Annotated in this window: 21 protein-coding genes and 1 pseudogene; 19 read left to right on the top strand and 3 right to left on the bottom strand. The window is 53.7% G+C overall.

Translation table 11 applies throughout. From position 1 onward, the window contains the following. The 8 genes from AC2FI9_RS02780 to AC2FI9_RS02745 form a co-directional block, all read left to right on the top strand. Window positions 1–1,308, top strand: a 1,308-nt coding sequence (locus tag AC2FI9_RS02780) for a metal-dependent hydrolase family protein (RefSeq protein ID WP_496765329.1), incomplete at its 5' end; no start/stop codon positions are given. Window positions 1,309–1,376: 68 nt separating this feature from the next. Continuing rightward, complete coding sequence (locus AC2FI9_RS02775) at window positions 1,377–2,729, top strand: metal-dependent hydrolase family protein (RefSeq protein WP_282121510.1); 1,353 nt, start codon at window positions 1,377–1,379, stop codon at window positions 2,727–2,729. A 58-nt stretch (window positions 2,730–2,787) separates the two neighbouring features. Beyond that, entirely contained in the window at window positions 2,788–3,186 is a 399-nt protein-coding gene (locus AC2FI9_RS02770) for a GYD domain-containing protein (protein WP_282121511.1), read from the top strand. A gap of 59 nt (window positions 3,187–3,245) precedes the next feature. Further along, on the top strand, window positions 3,246–4,484 hold the full coding sequence (locus AC2FI9_RS02765) for a dipeptidase (RefSeq protein ID WP_282121526.1): 1,239 nt from the start codon (window positions 3,246–3,248) through the stop codon (window positions 4,482–4,484). Between the two features lie 54 nt (window positions 4,485–4,538). Then, window positions 4,539–5,660 carry a HupE/UreJ family protein gene (locus AC2FI9_RS02760; RefSeq protein ID WP_496765327.1) on the top strand — a complete coding sequence of 374 codons (1,122 nt, stop codon included), beginning with the start codon at window positions 4,539–4,541 and terminating at the stop codon, window positions 5,658–5,660. A gap of 181 nt (window positions 5,661–5,841) precedes the next feature. Beyond that, complete coding sequence (locus AC2FI9_RS02755; protein WP_496765325.1) at window positions 5,842–6,666, top strand: hypothetical protein; 825 nt, start codon at window positions 5,842–5,844, stop codon at window positions 6,664–6,666. A gap of 660 nt (window positions 6,667–7,326) precedes the next feature. After that, the gene (locus tag AC2FI9_RS02750; RefSeq protein ID WP_496765323.1) at window positions 7,327–8,253 is read left to right on the top strand and encodes a hypothetical protein; all 927 of its coding nucleotides are present in this window, start codon (window positions 7,327–7,329) and stop codon (window positions 8,251–8,253) included. A gap of 269 nt (window positions 8,254–8,522) precedes the next feature. Beyond that, on the top strand, window positions 8,523–9,158 hold the full coding sequence (locus tag AC2FI9_RS02745) for a DUF2306 domain-containing protein (protein ID WP_496765320.1): 636 nt from the start codon (window positions 8,523–8,525) through the stop codon (window positions 9,156–9,158). Window positions 9,159–9,507: 349 nt separating this feature from the next. Here AC2FI9_RS02745 and AC2FI9_RS02740 read toward each other — a convergent pair whose 3' ends face one another. After that, window positions 9,508–10,080 carry a recombinase family protein gene (locus AC2FI9_RS02740; RefSeq protein WP_496765318.1) on the bottom strand — a complete coding sequence of 191 codons (573 nt, stop codon included), beginning with the start codon at window positions 10,078–10,080 and terminating at the stop codon, window positions 9,508–9,510. Between the two features lie 319 nt (window positions 10,081–10,399). Here AC2FI9_RS02740 and AC2FI9_RS02735 point away from each other — a divergent pair, with 319 nt between their 5' ends. Continuing rightward, window positions 10,400–12,244 (top strand): adenylate/guanylate cyclase domain-containing protein, encoded by a 1,845-nt coding sequence (locus tag AC2FI9_RS02735; protein WP_496726985.1) that lies wholly within the window; start codon window positions 10,400–10,402, stop codon window positions 12,242–12,244. A 228-nt stretch (window positions 12,245–12,472) separates the two neighbouring features. Here the strand turns inward: AC2FI9_RS02735 and AC2FI9_RS02730 are convergent, their stop codons facing one another. After that, the gene (locus tag AC2FI9_RS02730) at window positions 12,473–13,486 is read right to left on the bottom strand and encodes a helix-turn-helix transcriptional regulator (protein ID WP_496765316.1); all 1,014 of its coding nucleotides are present in this window, start codon (window positions 13,484–13,486) and stop codon (window positions 12,473–12,475) included. Window positions 13,487–13,598: 112 nt separating this feature from the next. Here AC2FI9_RS02730 and AC2FI9_RS02725 point away from each other — a divergent pair, with 112 nt between their 5' ends. The 6 genes and pseudogenes from AC2FI9_RS02725 to AC2FI9_RS02700 form a co-directional block, all read left to right on the top strand. Then, complete coding sequence (locus AC2FI9_RS02725) at window positions 13,599–14,672, top strand: alpha/beta hydrolase (protein ID WP_496741260.1); 1,074 nt, start codon at window positions 13,599–13,601, stop codon at window positions 14,670–14,672. 51 nt (window positions 14,673–14,723) lie between these two features. Beyond that, a complete protein-coding gene (locus AC2FI9_RS02720) occupies window positions 14,724–15,524 on the top strand; it encodes an efflux RND transporter periplasmic adaptor subunit (RefSeq protein ID WP_496765314.1) in 801 nt (266 codons plus the stop codon). A gap of 55 nt (window positions 15,525–15,579) precedes the next feature. Next, window positions 15,580–16,284, top strand: a complete 705-nt coding sequence (locus AC2FI9_RS02715) for an MFS transporter (protein ID WP_496765312.1) — start codon at window positions 15,580–15,582, stop codon at window positions 16,282–16,284. A gap of 9 nt (window positions 16,285–16,293) precedes the next feature. Next, window positions 16,294–17,001: an IS6 family transposase gene (locus AC2FI9_RS02710; protein WP_282021412.1), complete on the top strand. Its 708-nt coding sequence runs from the start codon at window positions 16,294–16,296 to the stop codon at window positions 16,999–17,001. Window positions 17,002–17,057: 56 nt separating this feature from the next. Continuing rightward, a complete protein-coding gene (locus AC2FI9_RS02705; protein ID WP_496765310.1) occupies window positions 17,058–18,215 on the top strand; it encodes a hypothetical protein in 1,158 nt (385 codons plus the stop codon). Between the two features lie 238 nt (window positions 18,216–18,453). Further along, a pseudogene (locus tag AC2FI9_RS02700) lies at window positions 18,454–18,636 on the top strand (IS6 family transposase); the annotation flags it as partial. Between the two features lie 52 nt (window positions 18,637–18,688). Here AC2FI9_RS02700 and AC2FI9_RS02695 read toward each other — a convergent pair. Continuing rightward, the gene (locus AC2FI9_RS02695; protein ID WP_282119862.1) at window positions 18,689–19,678 is read right to left on the bottom strand and encodes an AraC family transcriptional regulator; all 990 of its coding nucleotides are present in this window, start codon (window positions 19,676–19,678) and stop codon (window positions 18,689–18,691) included. Window positions 19,679–19,951: 273 nt separating this feature from the next. Between AC2FI9_RS02695 and AC2FI9_RS02690 the strand changes: the two genes are divergently transcribed. The 4 genes from AC2FI9_RS02690 to AC2FI9_RS02675 all read left to right on the top strand — a co-directional run bounded on the left by AC2FI9_RS02690 (window position 19,952) and on the right by AC2FI9_RS02675 (window position 23,347). Further along, window positions 19,952–21,529, top strand: a complete 1,578-nt coding sequence (locus AC2FI9_RS02690; RefSeq protein ID WP_416383906.1) for an arylsulfatase — start codon at window positions 19,952–19,954, stop codon at window positions 21,527–21,529. A gap of 155 nt (window positions 21,530–21,684) precedes the next feature. Further along, window positions 21,685–22,194 carry a DUF1269 domain-containing protein gene (locus AC2FI9_RS02685; RefSeq protein ID WP_271946075.1) on the top strand — a complete coding sequence of 170 codons (510 nt, stop codon included), beginning with the start codon at window positions 21,685–21,687 and terminating at the stop codon, window positions 22,192–22,194. A 138-nt stretch (window positions 22,195–22,332) separates the two neighbouring features. Continuing rightward, on the top strand, window positions 22,333–22,686 hold the full coding sequence (locus AC2FI9_RS02680) for a PRC-barrel domain-containing protein (protein ID WP_271946077.1): 354 nt from the start codon (window positions 22,333–22,335) through the stop codon (window positions 22,684–22,686). A gap of 64 nt (window positions 22,687–22,750) precedes the next feature. After that, window positions 22,751–23,347, top strand: a complete 597-nt coding sequence (locus AC2FI9_RS02675) for an HdeD family acid-resistance protein (RefSeq protein WP_271946079.1) — start codon at window positions 22,751–22,753, stop codon at window positions 23,345–23,347. Window positions 23,348–23,414 lie beyond the last annotated feature (67 nt).

Below are 23,414 nucleotides of genomic sequence, written 5' to 3'. Positions count from 1 at the left end.
AGCCATCTGTTTCCAACTCATGCCGCTTCACAGGAAGAAAGTTTCCCGATCCTTTTCACAAATGTTCATGTCTTTGACGGGGTGAACGAGGCGCGGATCGAGAACGCAAATGTTCTGGTCGTTGATAACCTGATCGCCGAGGTCTCGACTAAGCCGCTTGCCGTCGCCAATGCGCAAATCATCGACGGCGGTGCGCGCACGCTGATGCCCGGACTGATCGATGGCCACAACCATATCATGATGCCAGCGGCCCCCAATCAGGCGGTGAACGGCTGGCACTGGGGATATCTCAGTGCTGTCGTGGGCCGCGAGGCGGAGAAAATGCTCCTGCGCGGTTTCACCACGCTGCGAGATACAGGGGGCCCAGCCTACGGCATCGCCAGAGCAATTGACGAGGGTATTCTGCCGGGTCCGCGGGTCTATCCCAGCGGTCACTTCATCAGTCAGACTTCCGGCCACACGGATTTCCGCTCGTTCAACGAAAGCCATACGCGTGACAGAAGCAGCCGCAATGCCTTTGAAAGTGAGTTTGGTTTCATGGCAGACGGCCGGAGCGAAGTTCTCGCATACACCCGAGAAACGTTGCGCCGGGGGGCGACGCAGATCAAGATCAGCGTAGGTGGCGGGGTCGCCTCCGCCTTTGATCCTCTGGACACGGCGCAATTCACCTTCGATGAAATCAGAGCCGCCGTCGATGCGGCCGAGGACTGGAACACCTACGTCTTGGCGCACGCCTATACGGACCGCTCCGTTCTGCGCGCTGTGGAGGCCGGCGTTCGCAGTATCGACCATGGGACGTTGATCTCGGAACTGGACACCATGATCGCGATGCGGGACGCGGGTGTGATCTACAACCCTCAGGCCGTGGCCTTTACGCCAACTCCCGAGAGCGTGGCGTCGCTCCCGCCCGAAACCGTTGAAAAATCACGCCCGGTCGTCGAAGGGCTCGACAGGTCAATGCGTCTGGCAAAAGAAAGCGGCGTGACGATCACCTTCGGAACGGACGTCTTCGGCTCGCCCGAAGCGTTGGCCCGGCAGAACGAAGAATTTGAACTCAGAAAGCAATGGTTCACGTCGCATGAGATCCTGGTCCAGGCCACGTCAAACACCGCGAAACTGGTGGCAATGTCAGGTCCTCGAAATCCTTACACGGACGGACCGCTGGGCGTGATCGAAGCCGGTGCTTATGCAGACTTACTTCTGGTTGAAGGCAATCCGGTGGAAGATGCCGGACTACTGGTCGACTACACAAATAACATCGATCTGATCATGAAGGATGGCGTGATCTACAAGAACACACTCGACTGAGTGTCGCGTGGGGTGAACTTACCTCGGCACCCCGCGCACAAACTAATTTGTCTAAGGGAGAGAGGAACATGAATGCATCAAAACGGTTATTGGCGGCCGCAAGTGTGGTTGCCTTCTCGGCGTCCGCGTCATTTGCGCAGGATGGACCTGTTCAAACCCTGTTCACCAACGTGCATGTCTTTGACGGAATAAATGAGGCCCGAATAGAAAACGCCAATGTTCTGGTTGTCGATAACCTGATCGCAAAAGTCTCACCCGAACCTCTTTCGGTTGCAAGTGCCGAGGTCATCGACGGTGGGGGTCGCACCCTAATGCCGGGTTTGATTGATGCGCATGTGCACATGGCGATCACGGAGCCGGTTGCGGACCTCAGGGACAATTTTGATTGGATGTACTGGGGCGCCGTTTCCACGATCGAGGCGGAAAAGATGCTGTTGCGCGGCTTCACGTCCGTGCGCGATGCGGGTGGACCGGCGATTGGGCTTCAGAAAGCCATCGACCGGGGCAAGGCTGTCGGCCCGCGAATCTATCCGTCCGGCCCTGTGATCTCTCAAACCTCCGGGCATGGCGAGCATCGGCACTACACGGAACCGCACCCAAACTTCGAAGGTGCCTCGCCCTCATTCTTCAACCAGCACGTAGAGTTTCTTGCTGACGGTGTTCCAGAAGTTCTGCGGGCGACGCGGGAAGCGCTGCGTCTGGGCGCATCGCAAATCAAGATCATGGCCGGCGGAGGTGTGTCTTCCAGCGTAGACCCATTGCACACGGTTCAATTCTTACCGGAAGAACTGGAAGCTGCAGTCAAGGCTGCGGCAGATTGGGATACTTACGTTCTTGTGCACGTCTACAATGACGAGGGCATTCTGCGGTCCATCGAGGCAGGTGTGCAGAGCATCGATCATGCACAATTGATGACCGAGGTGTCGGCGCAGGCGATCAAGGACGCGGATGTTTGGGTTGTGCCATTCTTCTCGCTGCTGGGGCTGGATGCCGAAACAGTCACCAAAGCGCTTGGTCCGTTGGCTGCGCCCAAGTTCCTCGAGGTTCAGGGCGGGGCGAGAAACCAGATGCGGTTGCTGAAAGAATTCGGGATCGAAAAAGTCGCCTTTTCAACCGACATTATTGGGGATCCTGTCGCTCTCACAAAACAGAACGATGAGTTCAAGTACCGTCTCGAACAATGGTCGTCCTACGAAGTTCTTATGCAAGCAACGTCTAAAGCCGGTGAGTTGTTGGCCCTGTCAGGCAAACTCAACCCCTATCCCGAAGGCCAGCTCGGTGTGATTGCAGAAGGTGCGTATGCCGACATTCTACTGGTCGATGGCAACCCGGTCGAAGACGCGATGATCATGACCGACTACGAGAACAACTTCGATCTGATCATGAAAGACGGCGTGATCTACAAGAACACGCTGGAATGACTCTTGGACCGGCGGAGGTGCCTCCCTTTGTCGGCTGTTGAACGAAAAGGATGAGCCTATGAAACGACTTCTATTGTCCGCATTTGCAAGTGCGCTGGTAGTCGCGACCGCCGTGAGCGCCGAAGAAACTCGCAGCCGATACTATCTGGGGATCGGAGAGCCGTCTCCCGAAGCTTGGCAGATCATGATCGAAAACCCCACCGACCGGGGCGAGGGCATGGGGGCCGCGCTCGAGGCAATGGGCGGTGAGATGATCAGCTATTTCTGGGGCATGGCCGACGGCCGGAACTACGTCACCGTGCGGGTGCCGGACGATCCTAGTATGGTGCAGGCAATGTACGCGGCCCGCCTCAGCCAGGGCGTTCTGAAGAACTACACCTTCATTGAATTGATGACGAGCGCCGACATGGTTGAGGCGCTGAAACGGGTGCCGGAGTTTACGACACCGGCGGAGTAATGTTGGCCTCTGATCATGAAAGACGGCGTGATCGATAGGAACAAACTCGATTGAGTGTCGTGCGGCGGGAATACACCTCGCCACAAGGTAAGTCTTTAGAAAATCGAAACAATCGAAACTGGGAGAACTTCACCATGCAAAACAGACGCGCATTTTTGAAAACTGCTGGCGCAGCAGCTGCCCTGTCAGCTACCTGCGGAAAAATGACATGGGCCAGTGAATTTAGTCCAGTTTGGGAGTCCAGTGACAAGGCAGCCCAATTCCTAAGGGACATTGTTGCCATCGACTCGCTGAACGCGAACTTTGAGCAAACCGCCACACGCCCAGAAATGTGGGACGAATATTACACCAGAGCACTCGACGCAGGCATAACGGCAACGGGTGTTACGACCGCGCAAGGCATCAACGACTTTGACACTTTTGCGCGTGAAACAAGCTACAATCTACGCAAAATCGCTGCGGATGATCGATTCATGGTAGTGCGTACAGCAGGCGACATCCAGCGAGCCCAGGACGCGGGAAAGTATGGCTTTTTCTGGAACTCGCAGTCAGCGGAAATTCTTAACAATCAGCCGGACATCTACATGCCCGTGGCAAAGTCGATGGGACTTGGCACAATGGGCTTGGCCTACAACGAGCGTCAGCGTGCGGGTGATGGGAATTTTGTCCTGAACCCAGGGCCAATCTCGGCCTATGGCAAGACAGTCGTCGACGCGATGCAAAGGCATGGAGTGCTCGTCGACACGTCACATGCCAGCGAACCCACCGCACTTAGTACCATCGAATATGCAAAACAAATGCGTCCCGACTTACCTGTAATCGAAACGCACTCTTCCGTGCACGCTCTCTACTCTGGCTATCCTGAGGGAGAAATCCGCCTGCGGACAAGTTCCGATGAGCGGATTCAAGCGGTTGCAGATACCGGAGGTGTGGTTAGCCTTTGTATGTTGCCTTTCATAATGATCAGCCCACAGACAGAGCTCACTCGTCCTCAGGACGTTGTCGACCGAATTGACTACATGCGGGATTTGACAAGCATCGACAACGTTGGACTCAGCTCCGACGACGGTTTTGACTGGTCTAAGATTTATGAGTTTGGGAAGTCAAATCCAGAACAATTCGACGACGGCGGACTCAGTGCAGCGGTAAACAAATTGGCCACAACTGGCATCGGGGAAGCCGCGAAAATCTATGCGGCCATTATCGATGAAATGTGGTTGCGCGGGTACTCTGACGAGGACGTCAAGAAAGTGATGGGAGGCAACTTCACGCGCATCTTCGAGCAGGTTTGGGGGTAGTCGATAAGAAAAGCGAGACATGACTTCCCATCGCTTGATAAGGTGGTCGGGTTATTGCTCACCCGACTAGCCCTTGCGTTTTTGCTTGTGCTCTTTGCGCAGTCCGCTCTCGCACATAAGTTCGAGTTGGGCGATGCACGGTTGTCCATTGAAGGCGAAAGCTATCAGATTGCCGTAAGCGCCGACTTGATCGAGGCTTTCGAGCGGCACTTAGGCTTGAACGGATCCGACCGATTTCTTGTTGAGCAGGTGCGCGGGCTGGATCTCGGCACAATCGAAACCACGCTGTCAGAAATACGTGCAGAAGTCTCCGAAGAGACGCTCATATGGTTCGACGGCAATACGGCCGAATTGCGGGCATTGTCCTTTCCATCTCCGCGCGATATCCGTGCTGTTCTCGACAGACCACCGGACAGCACTGAATACCGCTTGGTTTTCGTCGGTTATGGTGACGCTCCGCAAGGTGCCAGCGCAGTAAGTATCAAAATGTCGCCTTTACTTGGGGATATGCGGCTTGAAGTGTCGGTCCCAAGTGTCACGCTGCTGCAGGCTGGACGAACCAGCCAGACACTGAACCTTATTGGGTCCCAAGAAACAACACTGAGCTCAGCAGTGGCCGACTTCTTGTATTTCACATGGCAGGGGATCATTCACATCGTCCCTTACGGGCTGGATCACATCTTGTTCGTACTCTGCCTGTTCCTATTTGCGCAAACGGTCCGCGACCTGATCTGGCAGGTCACGGCTTTTACCGTCGCGCACTCGGTGACACTGACCCTCGGCTGGCTAGGCTTCGTTGATTTGCCAACAGGGTTCTTTGAACCTTTAATTGCCTTGTCCATTGTATATGCCGCTGTTGAAAACATATTGCGCAACAAACCAGGCGGTGCCCGCTTCACTCTAATTTTCTTCTTTGGTTTGCTCCATGGGATCGGTTTTGCGTCAGTTCTAGAGGAGATTAGCCCATCAGGCGGCCATTGGTTGACCCGGCTAATTGGATTCAATGTAGGCGTTGAGATTGGCCAGTTGGTTGTCATAGCGGCGGCCTTTCTGGCTGTTGGACTTTGGCGCAAGGAACCGTGGTACAGATCGCTCATCGTGGTACCCGTGAGTTTTGTCATCGCTTTGGTGGGCGCCCTCTGGACTGTCGAGCGGGCTCTTGCAGCGTTGACATAATACGTGAGCATCAAGTCTATGGTTTTTGATTGTCCGCTATTTATCAGAAGCCGTCTCCGAGCCAATGCGAACCAAAGGCTGCATTGTCCGCACAGCGGTCACTGGCGCACTGCGCAGCGAACGACTGTTCCGAGCCCATAGTGTTCGCGTCTGTTATTTTGCGTTTTGGCAATGGTAGTGTGTGAGCAGTCTGATAGTGATGATGTTTATTAACCAACTCGCATTCACGGTCGATTGGACAACCTATTTTGCAGAGACTTACACTTCTTGCCACCGCTCTTTTTTTGCTGTCCTAATTTGGGCATTTTACCCACGCGAAAACGACTTGAACCGACCAGACCCAGAGTTCTTGGCGACCGACGCGTATTTTCGATTGGGCGATTTCGTGATTTCTGTGCCAGTGGTATCGGTGCAAAGACTTACCGAGCCGCCAAACAACACTGATCCTCTTCCGAAGTTTAGAAATAGCGGGCCATTCGGTGAGTCTCGGTGGTTTGCGACCCAAAACTATAAAACTGCGATGCGCGAATTTGCAGCTGAGCCAACACAGCCCGCGGAAGTATCTAATATTAGACTAAATTTTGGTGTCTACGGAACCTACGGCGAGTACGGCATATCACAAGAAATTTGCCCAAAGTTGTCGTTGGAGTGGAGCCGGAAGGCATGCAACAATCAGCTTCGAATGGAGCTGAAGAACCTCCCTGCTGATTTGTATTTGTCCACCGAATTGGGTCTGAAAGTATTTGAACACCATCATTTTGCAGGGCTGCCGAATGCAGAGGTGGCGGCTCTAATTGATGAGATGTACCCCATTCAAAACAAGGCAAATGTGGCTTGCGCTGACGGTCAAAATAAATGCTACGCAGCCATTTTGATAGCAGATGGGATTTATGCCGTTTGGTCTTTCATCTGCACAAATGCTCACGAGGCTGTCTGCGAAAACAAACTTATTGCAGAGGGTGCCGAAGTCCTAAAGTTTGTGGCAACTAAACTCCGAGCCGGGTAAAAGGCAAAGTCGGCTTTGTCCGCGTAGCAGTCGTTCATGCCGAGTGCGGCGAATGACTGCTCCGAGCCCAAAGTAGACATGGTCCGGCACCGATACTCGCAGATGCAGCAATCTAATTGACCAAACCATCAGCTGCGTTGCAGAAAGAAAAGCGGCTGTTCGTTCTAGGCGCAGCGAAGTTTTCGACGCGGATATCTCATTTGCGGACGCAGTGAGCATTCGCTGGACGAGCCAGATCATCCCAGCGCACCCTGAAAATCGGTCCACCGCGCTTTAGCTAGAGTTCGCAGCCCGCCGACCATGGGCCAAAATTTTGGTGTATCAACGACAACTTGCTCAAGGTGGCCGCGAAAAACACAGTTCGGATCGCGGACTTTCTGGACCGTGAGGTTCCGAAAAAAGGCTGAACTTTACCGAGATCATATGGATGATTCGCGCGCTGGTAACTCTCCTGGCGGATTCATTTCGAATTGTGTCAAATCGGCACGACATCCAAAACAGTTGCGTCGGCCCTTGTGCATTGTCTGACACGCAACGACAATCAGGCGGGCCAAACGAGGATTTTTTGGATTTTGACGGATATGTGCCAAATATCATCTGTTATCTAATCGCGCGGGAGTGGGTGGTCCAGCGCCTCTATTATAAAGGGAGAGGTGCATTATGAGATTTGTTGATCTGGGTTTTGAAGACGACGGCGTTGAATTCGAATGGGCTGCGGCCAAAGGCGGTAACGGCGGAGGTCGCGGCGGCCCGCCAAGCGGTGGCGGCGGAGGAGACGGCGGCGACTCCACAACGGTGAGCTATACATTCTCCAGTGGTCTTGCGGATGTCGAAGCCGACGCTGCTCTTGGCATCGAGGCTATTGATAATTTCAACATCGATCTGAGGTTCATGGGAGAAGGTTGGACGCTTGATGCAATGAGCGCAATAGCTTCCGCCGCAGATTACTTGTCGCGCCTCATCACAGCCGGTCTGACCGAAGACGAAGGCATCGACGATGTGCAGATTGATCTGTCACTTGCCGACATCGACATTCTAGGTGGCACAGTCGCGCAGGGTCGTCCGACTTCAGTTCGGTCTTCCGATAACGGGACGCCCGACGGGCTGCCAGTAACAGGCGAGATCATCTTCGATACCAACGACCTGTCGGCTCTGCTGGATCTCGGAACTTTGGATGATTTGGCTCTGCACGAAATGATGCATGTATTGGGTCTTGGTACGCTTTGGGAAGTTTCTGGCGTGCGCGACTTTCTAAGCGATCCGGAGTTCGTCCCGGATCTGACCACAAAAAACCCCAGAGATGGATTTAACGTCATCGAATATACCGGCGGAGCATTGGACACCGACGGCAATCTGCCACTGGTCGAAACAGAAGGCACATTGGGCCATTGGGAAGAAGCGGCCTTTGGAGATGAACTGATGACGACAGTCTTTAATGTGAATGGCAACTTTATGTCTCAGATGACAGCGGATGCTTTGAAAGACCTAGGTTACTCGGTCGACGACTCGGTTGCAGCGGAACTGGCTTCAGCCATTGATCTGGATTTCAGCGGCTACACGATAGATGATTTCGCCTTTATGGCCTAATTCCTTGACCGCGTAAGCCCGGCTGACTTCGAAGAGCGGTCAGCCGAATTTTCTGATACCGTCCACTGACACGGAGCAAAACGACTAGGCAGTCCTTCATTGCAGCATGCATGAAAGTCTACATTCGGCGATTTACGATTACAGTCTGCTTTGAGCCCAGAGCGGTCGGATTGAAATCGCGTCCTTTGCTCATGCAGCATAACCAAACCTATTTTCGTTCCTCTGTCACAAAGTTGCGAAGGCCTGAAAGACCTTATCTAATGTAACCTATGAAAGCCTCGGTCCAAACAGCTTCTCTCATCCTTCTGGCACTGCTAACACTTCCCTTTGCGGTCTATGCTATAAACTTTGCTCAAGGTGGCCTGCGGGATGCTCTGCCCGCGCCGCACTACATACGGTCCGATTACCCTGTAGCCAATCTGTCTATTTTTAGCCATATGGCCACTGGAGCGGCAATAACCGCATTGGTGCCGCTCCAATTGATCCCTTTAATCCGGCTGCGTCTACCCGCGCTGCACCGCTGGTTAGGGCGGCTGATCATCATCGCTGCAGTTGCGACCGCAGTAGGTGGCCTCATCTACATTCCACTGCGAGGCACAATCGGTGGGACGCCCATGAATATCGGTTTCTCCCTTTACGGGGTATTGGTGCTCCTAGCCGCCCTTCAAACGATACGCTACGCAAGGGCAAGGCGCATTGTAGAACATAATGCTTGGGCCTTGCGTTTCTTCTGGCTGGCTTTGGGCTCTTGGTTCTATCGCGTCCATTATGGCCTTTGGTATCTGGCCACTGACGGCCTATGGTCCAACCCGCAATTCACGGGAGGCTTTGATCTGGTACAAAGCGTGGCGTTCTTTCTTCCCTATCTCGTTGGCGTCGAAGTTTACCTGCGCATCAAGCAGTAATTAGATCGCAAGGCTTTCGTACCGCCAACAGCTAAAAGTCTGCTTTGTCCGCAACTCAGACGCTCGACACTCGCGCAGCGAGTGTCCGGATTGGATTTCGGCCGATTTGGCAGATTTGAACGTCCGCTTTCGGGAAATCGCGCTGCGGCACCGCGACGCGTTCCAACTTTTGGTGGGCTTGCGACCGCCAAATTCGCCGCATGAGCAAAAGGCGGCTTAGTCCGCATAGCAGTCGTTCATTCCAGGCGATATGAAAGTCCGCTTTCTTTCTTCAGCCAGAATGTGAAGTCGGTGAACTTGAGTTCACTTCACCTGGTTGAGCTGAACTGATTTTGCGTCAAGTAGTTCGCTAAGCGAGCTCTGCATCCGCCTTCGTGGATAGAATGCGATAGACTGAGGCTCGCCCGATCCCAAGTCTTTTGGCTATTTCCGTGGCTCCTGTGCCCGCTCCGTGCAGTTCCAAAACTTCTTTAGACCGAGCCATGGCAGTTGGCTTCCGTCCTTTGTATTTTCCGGCGGCCTTCGCTTTGGCGATACCCTCTCGTTGCCGCTCCAGCATAATCTCACGTTCGAACTCGGCGATACCGCCCAAGACTGTCAGCATCAGCTTACCAGTAGGTGTGCCCGTATCGATGCCCATACCCAGGATACGGAGTGTTGCACCCTTGGTTGTCAGCTTATCCAGTATCTCCAAGAGGTGCGGCACTGATCGCGCTAGCCGGTCCAGCCGCGTTACGATCAGCGTATCGCCTTCGCGCATGTAATCTAACGCTTCAGCGAGCCTTTCGCGCGCTCTTACATCGACAGATGATACCTGCTCCTCAAACAACTTCTCACAACCAGTCGCCTTCAGTTCGTCACGTTGCGCTTCCAGACCGGCTTTTTGATCTAGTGTCGAAGTTCGGGCATAGCCGATAAGCATTTTGGCGTTCCTGTCTCACACGGTTCTTAAACAATATGAGGCATATTGTTTCAAAAATCAATACCCAGCCTAATGAGACACTTCTTGCACAGATCATTACTGTCTCACTAGGGCAAGCCCTATTGGAAACTCCATTGTTCGAAGGGGAAGCGGACATTCGTGACCAGCACGCCTAGCGACTGCTTCGAGCCCGAAGCGGTCACTGATCTTCGAAGAACCAGCAAAACCTAAATGCTTGACCAAGTGTCGTTCAACACAGACCATGATGTGACGCGGAAGTTCCCAGGGACGGGCGATGGAAAGACGCATAACCGCAATTATGGCCGCAGATATAGTCGGGTTCAGTCGCTTGATCGAACGCGACGAGGTCGGTGTTCTACATCGACAAAAGACAATCACGAAGTCAATAATCAAGCCCGCGCTCGATCTGCATCACGGAAGGATAATAAAGACGACAGGTGACGGCTTTCTCGCTGAATTTCCTTCAGTGTTTGCCGCGGCGAATTGCGCGATTGAACTGCAAAGGACGATCCTCAACTCGCAGGCCGAAATTGCGGAAGGAGACCAAATCAGCTACCGGATGGCTGTGCATATTGGTGATGTCGTTGCTGACGAAGGTGACTTGTTTGGAGATGGTATGAACGTTGTTTCCCGTCTTGAAGCGTTCGCCGCTCCGGGAGGCATCGTTGTATCTGATGTTGCTTGCAAACTATTGCAGAAACAACTGCCCGTCCGCTTCGTCTCGGGAGGCAAAAAGCAGCTAAAAAACATACTTGAGCCGGTAGAGATCTATCATATCAGCGTTGACGGTTTTGGAGACGCAAACGTAGCCGTCGAGCCATTGGGCAAGCCAAGCAGGCGCCTGAGGCTTGGTGTGTATGCGCTCGGTTTGGGTCTGCTTTTGGTCGGGACATGGTTCGCGGTTACAAGCTTTCCGAGCCGTCAAACTGAAAACGATTTGTACAATGGTCGCACGTCGATTGTCGTGATGCCGTTCAGTGACACCGGGTCGCTCCAGGGACAAGACTATTTTGCTGACGGACTGACGCATGACATCACGACCGATCTATCCCAACTTCCAGAGTTGTTCGTTATGTCACGCGCGAGCGCCTACAGTTACAAATCTACGAGCGCTGAGCCCATGCAAATCAGCCAAGATTTGGGCGTACGCTACATTTTGTCCGGAAACGTAAGGAAAGTCGAAGACACGATCCGCATTAACCTGACGCTGGTGGATGGCACGACAGGAGGGGAAATATGGGCAGAAAGGTTTGATGGCGAAACAGAAAATGTTCTCGCTTTTCAGGATCGGGTCGTCAATCGAGTAGTGTCTTCTCTGCCGGTGGAGCTCGACGTCCAGCAAGTTGCCAGAAGCGAAATTGGTGGCACCCAAAACCCTCTTGCTTTTGATGCATACCTTCAAGCTCTGCATCTATACGACACTGGCACAGCGCAGAGTTTCGCTGAGGCTGTACCTTATCTTGAGGTCGCTACGAAACTTGATCCCGACTACGGGCGAGCATATGCGCTTCTGGCTCTGATTTACTTTGAAGCTTGGCAAAACTACTGGCACGCAGAATTTGGATACCAAACCGAACTGGAGCGCCGGTTTCTCAAAAGGTCTTCGGAAGAGACACTCAAGTTAGCGAAACAAAACCCTACCGCACTCGCTTACCTGGTGACGGCGCAAATTATGCGTGTCGACGGCAAAACCAATGAAATGTTTCAGCAAGCCGTCAACGCCTTGGAGGTTGAACCGAACTCAGCTGACGCTCTATACACACGCGCTTTGGCCCGCCTGCTCAATGGTGAAACGAATGCGGCACTTACAGACATTGAGAAAGCCATCGCTGCGAACCGAATTTACCCGACGTACTACCTGACGTTAAAAGGCGGCATTCTGTTTTCTCTTGAGCGCTATGAGGAAGCAGCGCCTGTCTTGGAGGTAGCGCGTTCGAGAGAACCTTCTTCGCGGGATGCGCTGATGTTCAATGTCGCAACTCTTTCCATGCTTGGTCGTTCCGTTGAGGCTGAGATGCGGGAAATCTGGAGGCTTGGAGAGCGCATTCACATTTACAAAACCCGGTGGCGTTTCAAAAATGATAGCGATTGGGACAGATTGGCTGATGCGCTTCGATCTGCCGGCGTCTCCGAAGATTACTAGTCAAGTAGCTAAATCGATCGACTTGCGCAGATCTTTTTTCAGCGCTAGATGCCGCCTGGCGGCGAACGGCGTCTTTGTCCGCAATGCAGTCACTCACGAAATTTCGGCGAACGACCGTTACGAGCCCAAAGGCGACTTAGGTAATGGGCTTAGCATTTGTCGTTTTGGGCGGAAACTGAACCTTCGCTGCGCATTGCGCCATTGTCCGCTCCATTGAGGCCTTGCTACCTAAGTACCGCTCAATTTGCGAAACTTAGATGGTGAAATTCCAAACCAGCTGGCAAATGTGCGGCGGAAGCTGTTGACCTCGCTGAACCCAAGATTGAAGGCAACCTCCGCGACAGAAAGGTCAGTGCCCGACAGCAGCGACCTGGCTCGATCTGTCTGTTCAGCCACACGGATCTCTTTGAAACTGGTGTTCTCTGCAGTGAGTTGCCGTTGCAGCTTGCGTACGCTGATACCCAATGTGGCCGCCACCGTTTCGATGTCGGCGTGCCCCATGGCGAGTTGCGCACGCAAGGCGTTCCCAACCACCTCTTTGCTGGTTGAGGGCGTTTGCCGCGACCGGACATCGCGGATGCCTGCCAACGTCATCGCCAGCCTCTCATCGGTTGTCCGCGGATTGGGGGTTTCGATTTCTGACAGAGGGATCGCAATGCTGGCGGCGGATCCCCCCACGCGCACCTCTGCATTGTAGATGTACTGCAGCGCGGTTTCGGTGCCTCGGTGCACCTCTGGCATCTCCACCCAGCTCGGCCGCCAGCGGCGTCCACAGAACTCGCGCACCACAGACTGCAGCACAAACGGCAGGTCCTGATCGATCAAATTTGCCCCGGCGATTCCGCCGAGCATGGCATCAAACCCAAGCACAAAATGATCGCCAACCACGCGGGTGCGCATAACTGACCCCCGTTGAAGGAACGGCAGGATTTTTTCTGCCCGCGCCAGGGCCACATCCAGTTTCGGCGCGCCGAGCACATAGTCTGCGTAGGCCCCAAAGGAGGCGTAACGGAAGTCTTGCGTGATATAGGCACCGATGTGTTTTTCGGAGATCTTCAGGCTGGCGGCTTGCATGAACCGCGCCTGAAGCCGATAGGGGAGGAACACCGACGGGTCTTCCATTACCGCTCGCGACAGCCCGGCTTCTTTCAGCGCATGTTCGGACACCCGCGGCGATGCAATTTGGTCAAGCCCTTGTAGCGCGGGGCGAAACGCCAAGGTGCTTTGCAAAACCGTGTCCATGACGGACAGTTTGTCGTGAAATGATCACTTTTGGAAGTGGCGCGGCCTCCCCCCACAAATTACCTCCAGTTTAGCAAAACGAATGACCCAAACTGAAAGTTGGAGACCAAACATGAAACGCCGTTCCGTCCTGAAAGTTGTTCTGACAAGCGCACTGATTGCGGCTCTTTCGGTGCCTGCAGTCGCCACCGCAGACAGCGCAAAGCCCGTGATTGAAGGTCTGCCAATGGCGGCGCGGACCGCACCGGTTCCTGCGGGCGTGTCCCCGGAACTGGCCGGGCTCATCGAAAGCCGTCAAGTTGGAACGCATGCCGAAACGCCATCCTCCACCGAGCAATGGCTTACGTTGCAAGCCGAGTTTGACGCTGCCTCCCTGCAAGGGGTCGCACGTTTGCTTGAGATGACCGGCGCTCAATTCGCCATCGAGAACGTGGCGGGGGTGACCACCTACCGTGTCACGCCAATCACCATTGATCCCCGGTGGGCGGACACCGTTTTTGTGCATGTGCACGGCGGGGCCTTCGTTTTTAATGGTGGTGAGGCCGCCATGGCCGAAGCGATCTGGATGGCGCATGGTTTGGGTGTTGAGGTGGTGTCTGTCGACTATCGCCGCCCACCGCTGCATCCGTTTCCTGCCGCAACAGATGATGTGATCGCCGTGTGGCAGCAAGTTATCAAGGACTATGATCCAGCCAAAGTTGCGATGTTTGGCACATCTGCGGGGGGCAACCTGGTGTTGTCGACGGTTTTACAACTGCGCGACATGGGCACCCCTTTGCCTGGGGCCATTATGGCAGGCACGCCTGCTGTGGATCTGGCGCAGACGTCGGACAGCTGGATCACGTTGCAGGGTCTTGATCCGCTTGGCGCCCGCGAGGGTGTGATTGAAGGCACGTTTGACATTTATGCGGACGGTACCGACCGCACCGATCCGCGACTGTCCCCGATCTACGCCAATCTGGACAACCTGCCGCCGGCGGTTCTTCTGACCGGCACACGCGACCTGTTGCTGAGCGACACGGTGCGCATGCACCGCGCCCTGCGCGCCGCCGGAGTTGCCGCCGATCTACATGTCTACGACGGCCAGTCACACGGCGACTACATGGCAGGTTTCTTCGTGAACGCGCCGGAGACTCATGACGCTTGGCGTGAGCTCAACACCTTCTTTGACCTGCATCTGGAGTGACCAACAATGACCGTTTTTGCAAAACTCCCGCTTCTGCTGTTGGGTCTTCTAATGACACACAGTGCCCATGCAGAGCCTATTAAAGACTTCACCAACATGCTCGCCGCAGAGACATTTACCGGACGGATAGAGGCCAGTGAGAGCGCCCTGGTGGCCAATTCGGTGCGCGGCATCCTCGCGGCGGTGCATTTCAAGCCGGGCGATACGGTTGAGAAAGGCCAATTGCTGTTTGAAATTGCGGCCCCGGCTTACGAACAAAAGCTCGCCGCCAGCCGTGCGATCGAAAACCGTCGTGAGGCCGAATTGGCAACAGCGGAGGCCGAGGCGCAACGGCAGGCGAAACTTGGCGCGCGCGATGCGGTTTCCGAACTGGCCGTTCAAAACGCTACGGACCGGCTGATACTGGCCAAGGTGGCGTTGCAAGAGGCGCAGGCGCACCGTGCATTGGCAGAGCTTGAACTGGCTTCGACACAGATCAGGGCGCCGATTTCGGGGCAAATTGGGCTCGCCCGCAAACAGGTGGGCACCTATCTGGACACAGAAAACGGTCAAGCGCTGGCGCAGATTGTGCACACAGACACGGTCCGCGTTGTGTACGGAATGCCGTACAAGTCCCTGATCGCGCTGGACCAGTCGACGCCAGAGGGCCTGAGTGCTCTGATGGAGCGTTTTCAGGTCGACTTGCATTTGCCAGGTGACGTTCAGCCACTGGCACAGGGTGGCCGCGTGCTTTTTGCTGAAAGCGTGCTGGCCGCGAACGAAACCCTGCGCATCTGGGCGGAAATACCAAATCTTGAGCGCGGCCTTATTCCCGGCTTGAACGTCGAAGTCAAAGTCAGCTTTCCAAACTAAAGCAGGTCGCGCGTCAGGCGCGGCCCACTTTTCCTCTCTTTCCTGGAGCAGTTCCATGGCCCGGTTCAGCGATCAAATCCACACCCTGAAATACCTGTTTGTCGCGGTCGCGGCGATACAGCTGGTGACTGCGGCATCGGGCACCATCGTCGCGCTCTATTTTGCCCAAACCGGCGCGTCTCAGGAAATCGCCGCGCTGGCGCCCGCTGCTTACTCGTTGGGATTCCTGATCGGCTGTTTCTACATTGCAGGCTGGATCACCAGCATTGGACATATTCGTGCATTTTCTGCGGCGGCGGCCATATGCACCGCTGCCGCCCTGCTGTTTTCTGTGACTGAAAACGAGCCCACGCTGCTAATCGTGCGCCTGATGACCGGCGTTGCAACCGCGGGCCTATTTGCCATCGGTGACGCCTGGATCAGCGAAACAGTCGACGAAAAATCGCGGGGTCGATTGCTTGCCGTGTTTGCCATTATCCTCGGATTGATGTCGGTTCTCAGTCAGGTTCTCGTCATCGTTACACCCGACGACCTGAACCAGTCTTTTGTGCTGATGTCCTTGCTCTACTGTCTGGCCATTGTGGTGATCGCCGCCACACCCAGCACGCCGCCCGAGGGCAAAGAACGGGCAAATGTGCGTTTCAAGGCGCTGTTTCAAGACGCGCCGACTGCCGCCCTCGGCGCGCTCACCGTTGGTATCGTGTCCACCGTGTGGCACTGTCAGAAGAAACTTATTGAGGCGGGCAGGGCGAGCACTTAGCGTCGCAGGATGACAAGACGCAGCCCTTTTCGCTACTTCAAGACGAGCCCCGAGATCATCCGTCTGGCCGTCATGATGTATGTTCGGTTTCCGCTTTCGCTTCGCAATGTTGAAGATCTTTTGCACGAGCGCGGCATCGAGATCAGCCACGAAACTGTGCGTTATTGGTGGAACAGATTTGGCCCGATGTTCGCGGCAGAGATCCGCAGAAACAGGGTCAATCGGATGCGATCTTATTCGAACTGGCAGTGGCATCTGGACGAGGTCTTCGTGAAGATCAATGGCGAGACGCACTACCTATGGCGGGCTGTGGATCACGAAGGCGAGGTGCTGGAAAGTTATGTGACCAAGCGCCGTGACCGCAAAGCTGCGTTGAAATTCCTCAGAAAATCAATGAAACGCTACGGTCAACCTGAATCCATCGTGACAGACAAACTGCGGTCTTATGGCGCGGCGATGAGAGTTGTCGGGAACGGTAGTCGGCAAGAGACCGGCCGCTGGCTGAACAATCGGGCCGAGAATTCCCATCTGCCATTTCGACGACGAGAACGTGCGATGCTCCGCTTCAGGCAAATGCGGTGTTTGCAGAAGTTCGCCGCAGTTCATTCTTCCGTCCACAACCATTTCAATCAGGAACGCGCCCTCTACAGCAGAGACAATTTCAAGCTCAACCGCGCCGCTGCTCTCTCCGAGTGGCGCCAACTTTGTTCAGCATAAGTTACGGCATTTAGGGGTAAACAGAGACTGCTTCGAATTGGTCTGACAGCACCGTCTTGCCGTTCGAAGACTTCCAGATCACCGATATCAATTCCGAGACGTTGCGTGCCGCGATTGCCGAAGCGATCACAACCGATCTAGCGCTTCAGCCAGAGCTGACTGTTATCTCGCGGGCGTCCAGTTTTCAGTTGTCGCCGAACACACCTCTCACCTCGGTCTTCGCCAGACTGCAGGCGAACTTTGTCGTGACGGGCTCTTTGCGTTCCGACGGCAACAATGCAACGGCGACGATCAATCTCATTGAGGCAAAAGACGAGAGCTGCGTCTGGGTTGGCACCATTGATTTCCACATTCGGGAAGTGCTCTCTATGACCCGTGCGATAAGTCGCCGCGTCGCCAACTTGGTTGGTGCAAAGGCTATTGATCTGGCCCAAAACCGGATCGACCTCGGAGAGGTTAGCGCCGTTCTGATCGAAAATGCCGCCCGAAGTCGGATGATGCATTTTCAATCCAAGGACGCATGGCTGGTAAACCTCTATGAGCAGGATATCGCCCTGGAGCGCTATAGCGACTCTGCTTGGGGACATTTCGGTCAGGCTCTGGCCCTGCGCGTTGGGCTCGACGAGGGCTGGATTTTGGAAGGCCGTGCCGCTGCGGCGGCGAAAGCCGAGCAGTTCGTCGCGACGGCGCTTAAGTTGGTCCCCGACAACTACCTGACCCAGTACGCCCTTGCTCGAACGCTTGCCGGCAAGGGGGAAATGATCGCTGCGAAGGAGGTTTTTGAAAAAGCTGCACGGCTAAACCCCGCTTCAACGCTGGTTCTGTCGGGCCTGATCGGCCAACACCTTTACCTTGGCGAAACCGGTATGGCCCTGAAGATAATTGAGGATTCCGAGCGCATTAATCCATTGCACAACTATGATCTCAGTCACAAGAAAGCTTGGGCCTACTGGCTTTCGGGGGACGTCGACGCTGCCCGCGACGTCCTGATGACATGTCCGGCCTTGAATGAAGGGCAATCCAAACTCCATGCAGCAGTGCTTATGGATCTCGGCGAAAAGGACAAAGCCAGACAGGTCCTAAAACCGTTTCTTGAAGAAAACCCCGACTGGACCACGGGCATGGAAGAACAACTTCAGTCTGAGTTGTGGGCACCGGAAGAGGCGAGGCCAAGATGGCTATCCAGACTGTCTGGAGCGGGCATGCCCAGTTGACCAAGTCGTACCGCAGATACGGTGCAGCATCTGCGTGCAAGGAATTGCTTGAATACTGAAACCGGCCCAAGGACGATACCGCTCGCGCGGTACTGGCGCTTAATGCTAGCGTTCTTCCACCCACCAGATTTGGGCTCATTTTGGGAAGTGAGCATCCCCCCTGACGATTTAGGTTTCTGAATCGAACAGGGGGCTTCCATGACACGACCGAAGATGAGCCCGCTGCGCGGGCGGATGATGGCGGAAACGAGAACGCGCAATGCAGCGTTTCAAGCGGATGCAAAGTTTGCAGAAGTTCGCCGCTGTCCATTCCTCTGTCTACAACCACTTCAACCAGAAAAGATCGCTCACCAGCCGAGACACATTCAAGCTGACACGCACCGCTGCTCTCGCCGAGTGGCGCGAACTCGGTGCGGCATAAAAGTCAGCAATACAGGCCTAGCTGAGACTGGTTCGAATTCGTCTGACAGTACCTAAACCCTACTTGTGAAGGCCGACGGAGAAAGGCCTTCCCACCTTGAGAATGCCTCTGAAAAACTCTGCCGATGCTCGAAGCCAAGTATTTCGGCAGTTTCAACTATGTCTTTTCCAGCCACTAGGAGGCGCTTTGATGCAAGGTGCCGCTCAGTCTGAACGATTTCACGAAAAGAAGTTCCTTCAGACTTCAAACGAAGTTGAAGCGTCCGCTCGTGTAATTGCAGTGCTCCACAGGTGTTGACTAGAGACCATGGCGCAACTCCGAATGAAGCACGAACTAGGCCTGCGACAATGTCCTTCGTCAGTGGTTTTTCGCAAGCCTTTATGGATTCATCGGCCAAATAGCGCGAAAACACTTCGGCTCTCAGTGCATCCATTTTGGACATCTGCGACTTGAGTGCTTCTTCGTCGAACGAAATGTACCCTTGGGTGGAAGCCCTAACGCGACTGATAGCGGAGTTGAACAGAACGTGCGTCGAACAGCCATTAGGGTAGGAAACATCAATGTCCGGATCGGTGCGATTGTTTGCAAGGCAGACAACGTTGGCCAATAGAGTTATTGTGTATTGAACATCTTTGGCGCCTTCAAAAGCTTCAAAAGGATTGAAATACCAGATATGGCAACGCTTTTTGTAGGTTCTGATTACTAACTCTGAATCGCTCTGATAGTACAACAGCGCAGACTTGGCGATCTGCAAAGCGTCCCACAAGGTATCAGCGGAAACGATTGCGCGACCAAATACGCCCAAATCTTCCACTTTCTGAACATAGCCTGCTCGGGCAAAGAAATCATCATCGCCAGCGAACCGAGTTATTTCCTTCATGCCCTCTAGGTAGTTGGAAACGTCAACAATCTCCTCTGGCTCCGTTGGCAGGTTGAAAGAATGCAGCGTTTTTTGAAACATCCGAGCGTTGTCAGTAAGCAAGGAGATTGGACCATGGAATGAGCCCGCTCTAATCGTGAATTCGTTGACCTTTTCACTCATACACTGTGCTCGGACAGTGATTCATTATGTGCTTCGGCGTGTTTAGCGAATCTCTTCATATAACTTCTTATATATGAATGCTTCCCGTCGTTGGCAGGCTAACACACGTTTTTCGTGAATATGAATGTTGCTTTTGCAGCCTTGATTCGTATTTGCCGACAGATTGTAGGGCAAACACGGCTAACCAATGGGGTCATCGTGGGAATGAACTTTGATCGCGATGTCACCAGTCTGTCGATTGATGCGTTGGTTTCGAATTTTTCAGGAGAGCACATGAAACATAATTTGGGCATAACAAAGTCAGCGATATTGGGTGCATTGTCGGTCGCTGTCCTCGTGGTTGGCACACCAGTTTCTGCACAAGACAAACCAAACATTCTAGTGATTTGGGGAGACGATATTGGGCAATCCAACATATCCGCTTACACTAGGGGATTAATGGGCTACGAAACGCCCAATATCGACCGGGTTGCTGATGAAGGCATGATGTTCACCGACTACTATGGTGAGCAGTCCTGTACAGCTGGTCGGGCTTCTTACATTATGGGACAGTCTGTCTATAGAACCGGCTTGTCCAAGGTAGGCCTCCCGGGCGCAGACTTGGGTATGAAGGAAGAAGATCCCACGATTGCTGGCCTTCTGAAGCCTTTAGGATACATGACCGGTCAGTTTGGGAAAAATCACCTTGGTGATCAGGACAGCATGCTTCCCACAAACCACGGTTTTGATGAGTTTTTCGGAAACCTGTACCATTTGAATGCGGAAGAAGAGCCAGAAAATCGCGACTATCCCGGCGACGCGGTTTTGGCGGACGGCCAGACCTTCCGTGAGGCATTTGGCCCTCGTGGCGTTATCAAGTCTTCGGCTGATGGGCATGTTGAAGACACGGGACCGTTGACCAAAAAACGGATGGAGACAGTCGACGATGAAACCGTTGCAGCTGCCGTCGACTTTATCAAAAATGCGCACGAACAAGGCAAACCTTTCTACGTTTGGTGGAACGGCACACGGATGCACTTCCGTACACATGTGAAAGACGAATTGTTCGGGATCTCGGGGCAAGATGAGTATGGCGATGGCATGGTGGAACATGACATGCATGTCGGTCAGCTATTGGATGTGCTTGACGAACTGGGCATTGCTGACAACACCATTGTTCATTATTCGACTGATAATGGCCCCCACAAGAATACATGGCCAGATGCTGGCACCAACCCGTTCTACAGTGAAAAGAACACCAACTGGGAAGGTGGATGGCGCGTGCCCTCGCTCGTGCGTTGGCCTGGGAAAATAGAACCTGACTCTGTCTCAAACGAAATCATGCACCACATGGATTGGTTGCCGACGTTGTTGGCAGCAGCGGGCAATGAGACCATCAAGGAAGATTTGAAAGCAGGTGGTGTTCAAGCCATTGGTCGCGAATATAAAGTGCATCTGGATGGCTACAACTTCTTGCCCGTTCTTACTGGTGAAACAAAAGACGGCCCGCGACATGAGATTTTCTATTTCGCGGATACCGGAGAATTAACAGCCTTGCGCTATGACGATTGGAAACTGATTTTCCTTGAGCAAAAAGCTGTTTCGACATTGCGTGCGTGGATCGAACCTTGGACCCCACTTCGCGTCCCTTTGATCACCAACCTTCGGCGTGATCCATTCGAACAGGCGCATCTAACATCCAATACTTACTACGACTGGATGATTGATCGGATCTATTTCCTGGTGCCCGCACAAAAGTATGTAGGCCAGTTCCTGGCTACATTCCAGGAGTTCCCACCGCGTCAGAAGCCAGCCAGCTTTTCAATTGATCAGGTCATGGAACTGATGGCGGCAAATAACGGAAGTAAGTAGTTTCGAGCTTGCTAAACTTAATTCATGCGCGGTGTTGGGAGAGAACCGCGCATGGAGTTCAGAGATGAAACATCGTCACGGGATGGCGTCAGGACGTACATTCTTTTGTGTGTCACTGCGCTGCAAAAAACAATTTTCAACTAGGGAGAGAAACGATGAGTGATTTGGTCATTATTGTCTTCGAGGGCCGTCATACAGCAGACGAAGCACTTTTGCGTCTGCAAAAAATGAGCCTGGATTGGGAAGTCGATCTCGACGAGGTCGTGGTAATGACCCGCGATAAGAACGGCGTAGTGCGGACCCGGAATTCCGATACTCTTACAGCAACGGGTTTCGTCGGAGGCACGTCTCTTGGAGCACTGACCGGCACTTTGATCGGTGCCATGGTCGGTAACCCTGCTGCCGGGTTTATTGCAGGTTCGGCTGTTGGTGCTGGCTCTGGGACACTTGCAGGAATGCTGGATCAAGCAGACGAAGAGGATGCATTGGCAGCTCGCGTCGGCTCAAAGATGGGCCCTGACTCATCGGCTCTGGCCGTTATCGGGTGGTCAAACCGACCTACGAAGTTGTTGGGCGAATTGGAGGGCATGAAGGGCGAGGTTATCGAGACATCATTGTCTGTCAGTGATGAAAAAGAGCTTCGTGCCGCTTTGTCCGGAAACTGACCAGTTTGTTTTGGGGGCGGGCTGCTTGATCACCCGGCGACCTGAATTCAATTTTCACATTGTCGAGACGGGATCAGTAATATGAAAAAAGTTCTGAGAACAACGGCTCTCTTGTGTGCTTTCGCAATTGGAGACCCAATGTATGCGCTCGCACAGTCCACACCTCATGTGGCTGGCGGTGTTGTTGTCGAGTACAACAATCTTGATGTCGCCTTAGTCGCTTCCGGTTGGAGCGTAGTCGAGCTTTTACGCGGTGATGTTTACAATGCTGGTGGCGACTTTGTGGGATATGTCCATGATGCGCTCGTCTTGCCGGATGGTGATACGACCTTTGTGATCGTCAACGTCGCCGGCTTCCTGAACATCGGTGAAAAGTTGATCGCGCTGCCAGCGGTCGCCTTCGAGATCAACGCGGATGGCGATCTGGTTTTGCCCAATGCGACCAAGGAAAATCTGAAAAGCCTGCCGCGCTTTCACTACGCTCGAAACTAACGGAAGGTCGCACTCGACAGGCTTTGACCTGCTTGAGGGCGCCTAAACGCAAAAGCAGTCGCCAGTGTTTGAAAATGCAATCGACCAAGGGAAAGATACAATGAGTATGGGAAACTCAGACAACGATCTGCAAAAATACTGGGGCTGGTTTCTTGGACTCGGGATTGTGTTGGCTATCGGGGGTGTATTCGCATTTTTTGCACCTTTTTTGGTATCATTGGCCATTGAATTTGCTGTGGGATTTGTTTTCGCTGTAGGTGGCTTCGTGGTGCTAGTGCAGGTTTTCACAACCAAAGATGGCTGGAATGCAAGGCTCATCTATTCCATCTTGGGGGGCTTCAATCTGATTGCCGGGTTGTTGCTGATATTTCGCCCTCTTGAAGGGCTCATGGCGCTTACATTGGTCTTGATTGTTGCAATTTTTGTGAATGGCTTGATGCGGATTGCAGTGGGCGTGATGGCGCGACCGGATCAAGGTTCTGGCTGGGTCATTTCCGTTGGTTGTGTGTCCGTACTGGCATCGGGATATGTGTTAGCGAAGTACCCCGAGGTGAGCGTGATGCTGTTGGGGATCGTTGCACGCGTATCGCTGATCGGTGAGGGCGCAGGATATATCCGCTTTGCCAATGGCCTAAGGAACGACGTGTCGGTCGCGGTCTGAAAAAACGACCCAAAACTGCGGCAAACGTTGGGTAAACACAAATTCTACTGTTATAAAAAGGACGAAA

The organism is Ruegeria sp. CDSA246 (assembly GCF_059611225.1).
Note: the sequence above shows the minus strand (reverse complement) of the source record. Positions and strands in the feature narration are given on the sequence as shown.

Bases quoted from the DNA above. Each gene is read 5' to 3' on its own strand.
- AC2FI9_RS02775 (WP_282121510.1), top strand. From the start codon at position 1,377: ATGAATGCATCAAAACGGTTATTGGCGGCCGCAAGTGTGGTTGCCTTC.
- AC2FI9_RS02770 (WP_282121511.1), top strand. From the start codon at position 2,788: ATGAAACGACTTCTATTGTCCGCATTTGCAAGTGCGCTGGTAGTCGCG.
- AC2FI9_RS02750 (WP_496765323.1), top strand. From the start codon at position 7,327: ATGAGATTTGTTGATCTGGGTTTTGAAGACGACGGCGTTGAATTCGAA.
- AC2FI9_RS02745 (WP_496765320.1), top strand. From the start codon at position 8,523: ATGAAAGCCTCGGTCCAAACAGCTTCTCTCATCCTTCTGGCACTGCTA.
- AC2FI9_RS02740 (WP_496765318.1), bottom strand. From the start codon at position 10,080: ATGCTTATCGGCTATGCCCGAACTTCGACACTAGATCAAAAAGCCGGT.
- AC2FI9_RS02735 (WP_496726985.1), top strand. From the start codon at position 10,400: ATGGCCGCAGATATAGTCGGGTTCAGTCGCTTGATCGAACGCGACGAG.
- AC2FI9_RS02730 (WP_496765316.1), bottom strand. From the start codon at position 13,486: ATGGACACGGTTTTGCAAAGCACCTTGGCGTTTCGCCCCGCGCTACAA.
- AC2FI9_RS02725 (WP_496741260.1), top strand. From the start codon at position 13,599: ATGAAACGCCGTTCCGTCCTGAAAGTTGTTCTGACAAGCGCACTGATT.
- AC2FI9_RS02720 (WP_496765314.1), top strand. From the start codon at position 14,724: ATGACACACAGTGCCCATGCAGAGCCTATTAAAGACTTCACCAACATG.
- AC2FI9_RS02715 (WP_496765312.1), top strand. From the start codon at position 15,580: ATGGCCCGGTTCAGCGATCAAATCCACACCCTGAAATACCTGTTTGTC.
- AC2FI9_RS02710 (WP_282021412.1), top strand. From the start codon at position 16,294: ATGACAAGACGCAGCCCTTTTCGCTACTTCAAGACGAGCCCCGAGATC.
- AC2FI9_RS02695 (WP_282119862.1), bottom strand. From the start codon at position 19,678: ATGAGTGAAAAGGTCAACGAATTCACGATTAGAGCGGGCTCATTCCAT.
- AC2FI9_RS02690 (WP_416383906.1), top strand. From the start codon at position 19,952: ATGAAACATAATTTGGGCATAACAAAGTCAGCGATATTGGGTGCATTG.
- AC2FI9_RS02685 (WP_271946075.1), top strand. From the start codon at position 21,685: ATGAGTGATTTGGTCATTATTGTCTTCGAGGGCCGTCATACAGCAGAC.
- AC2FI9_RS02680 (WP_271946077.1), top strand. From the start codon at position 22,333: ATGTATGCGCTCGCACAGTCCACACCTCATGTGGCTGGCGGTGTTGTT.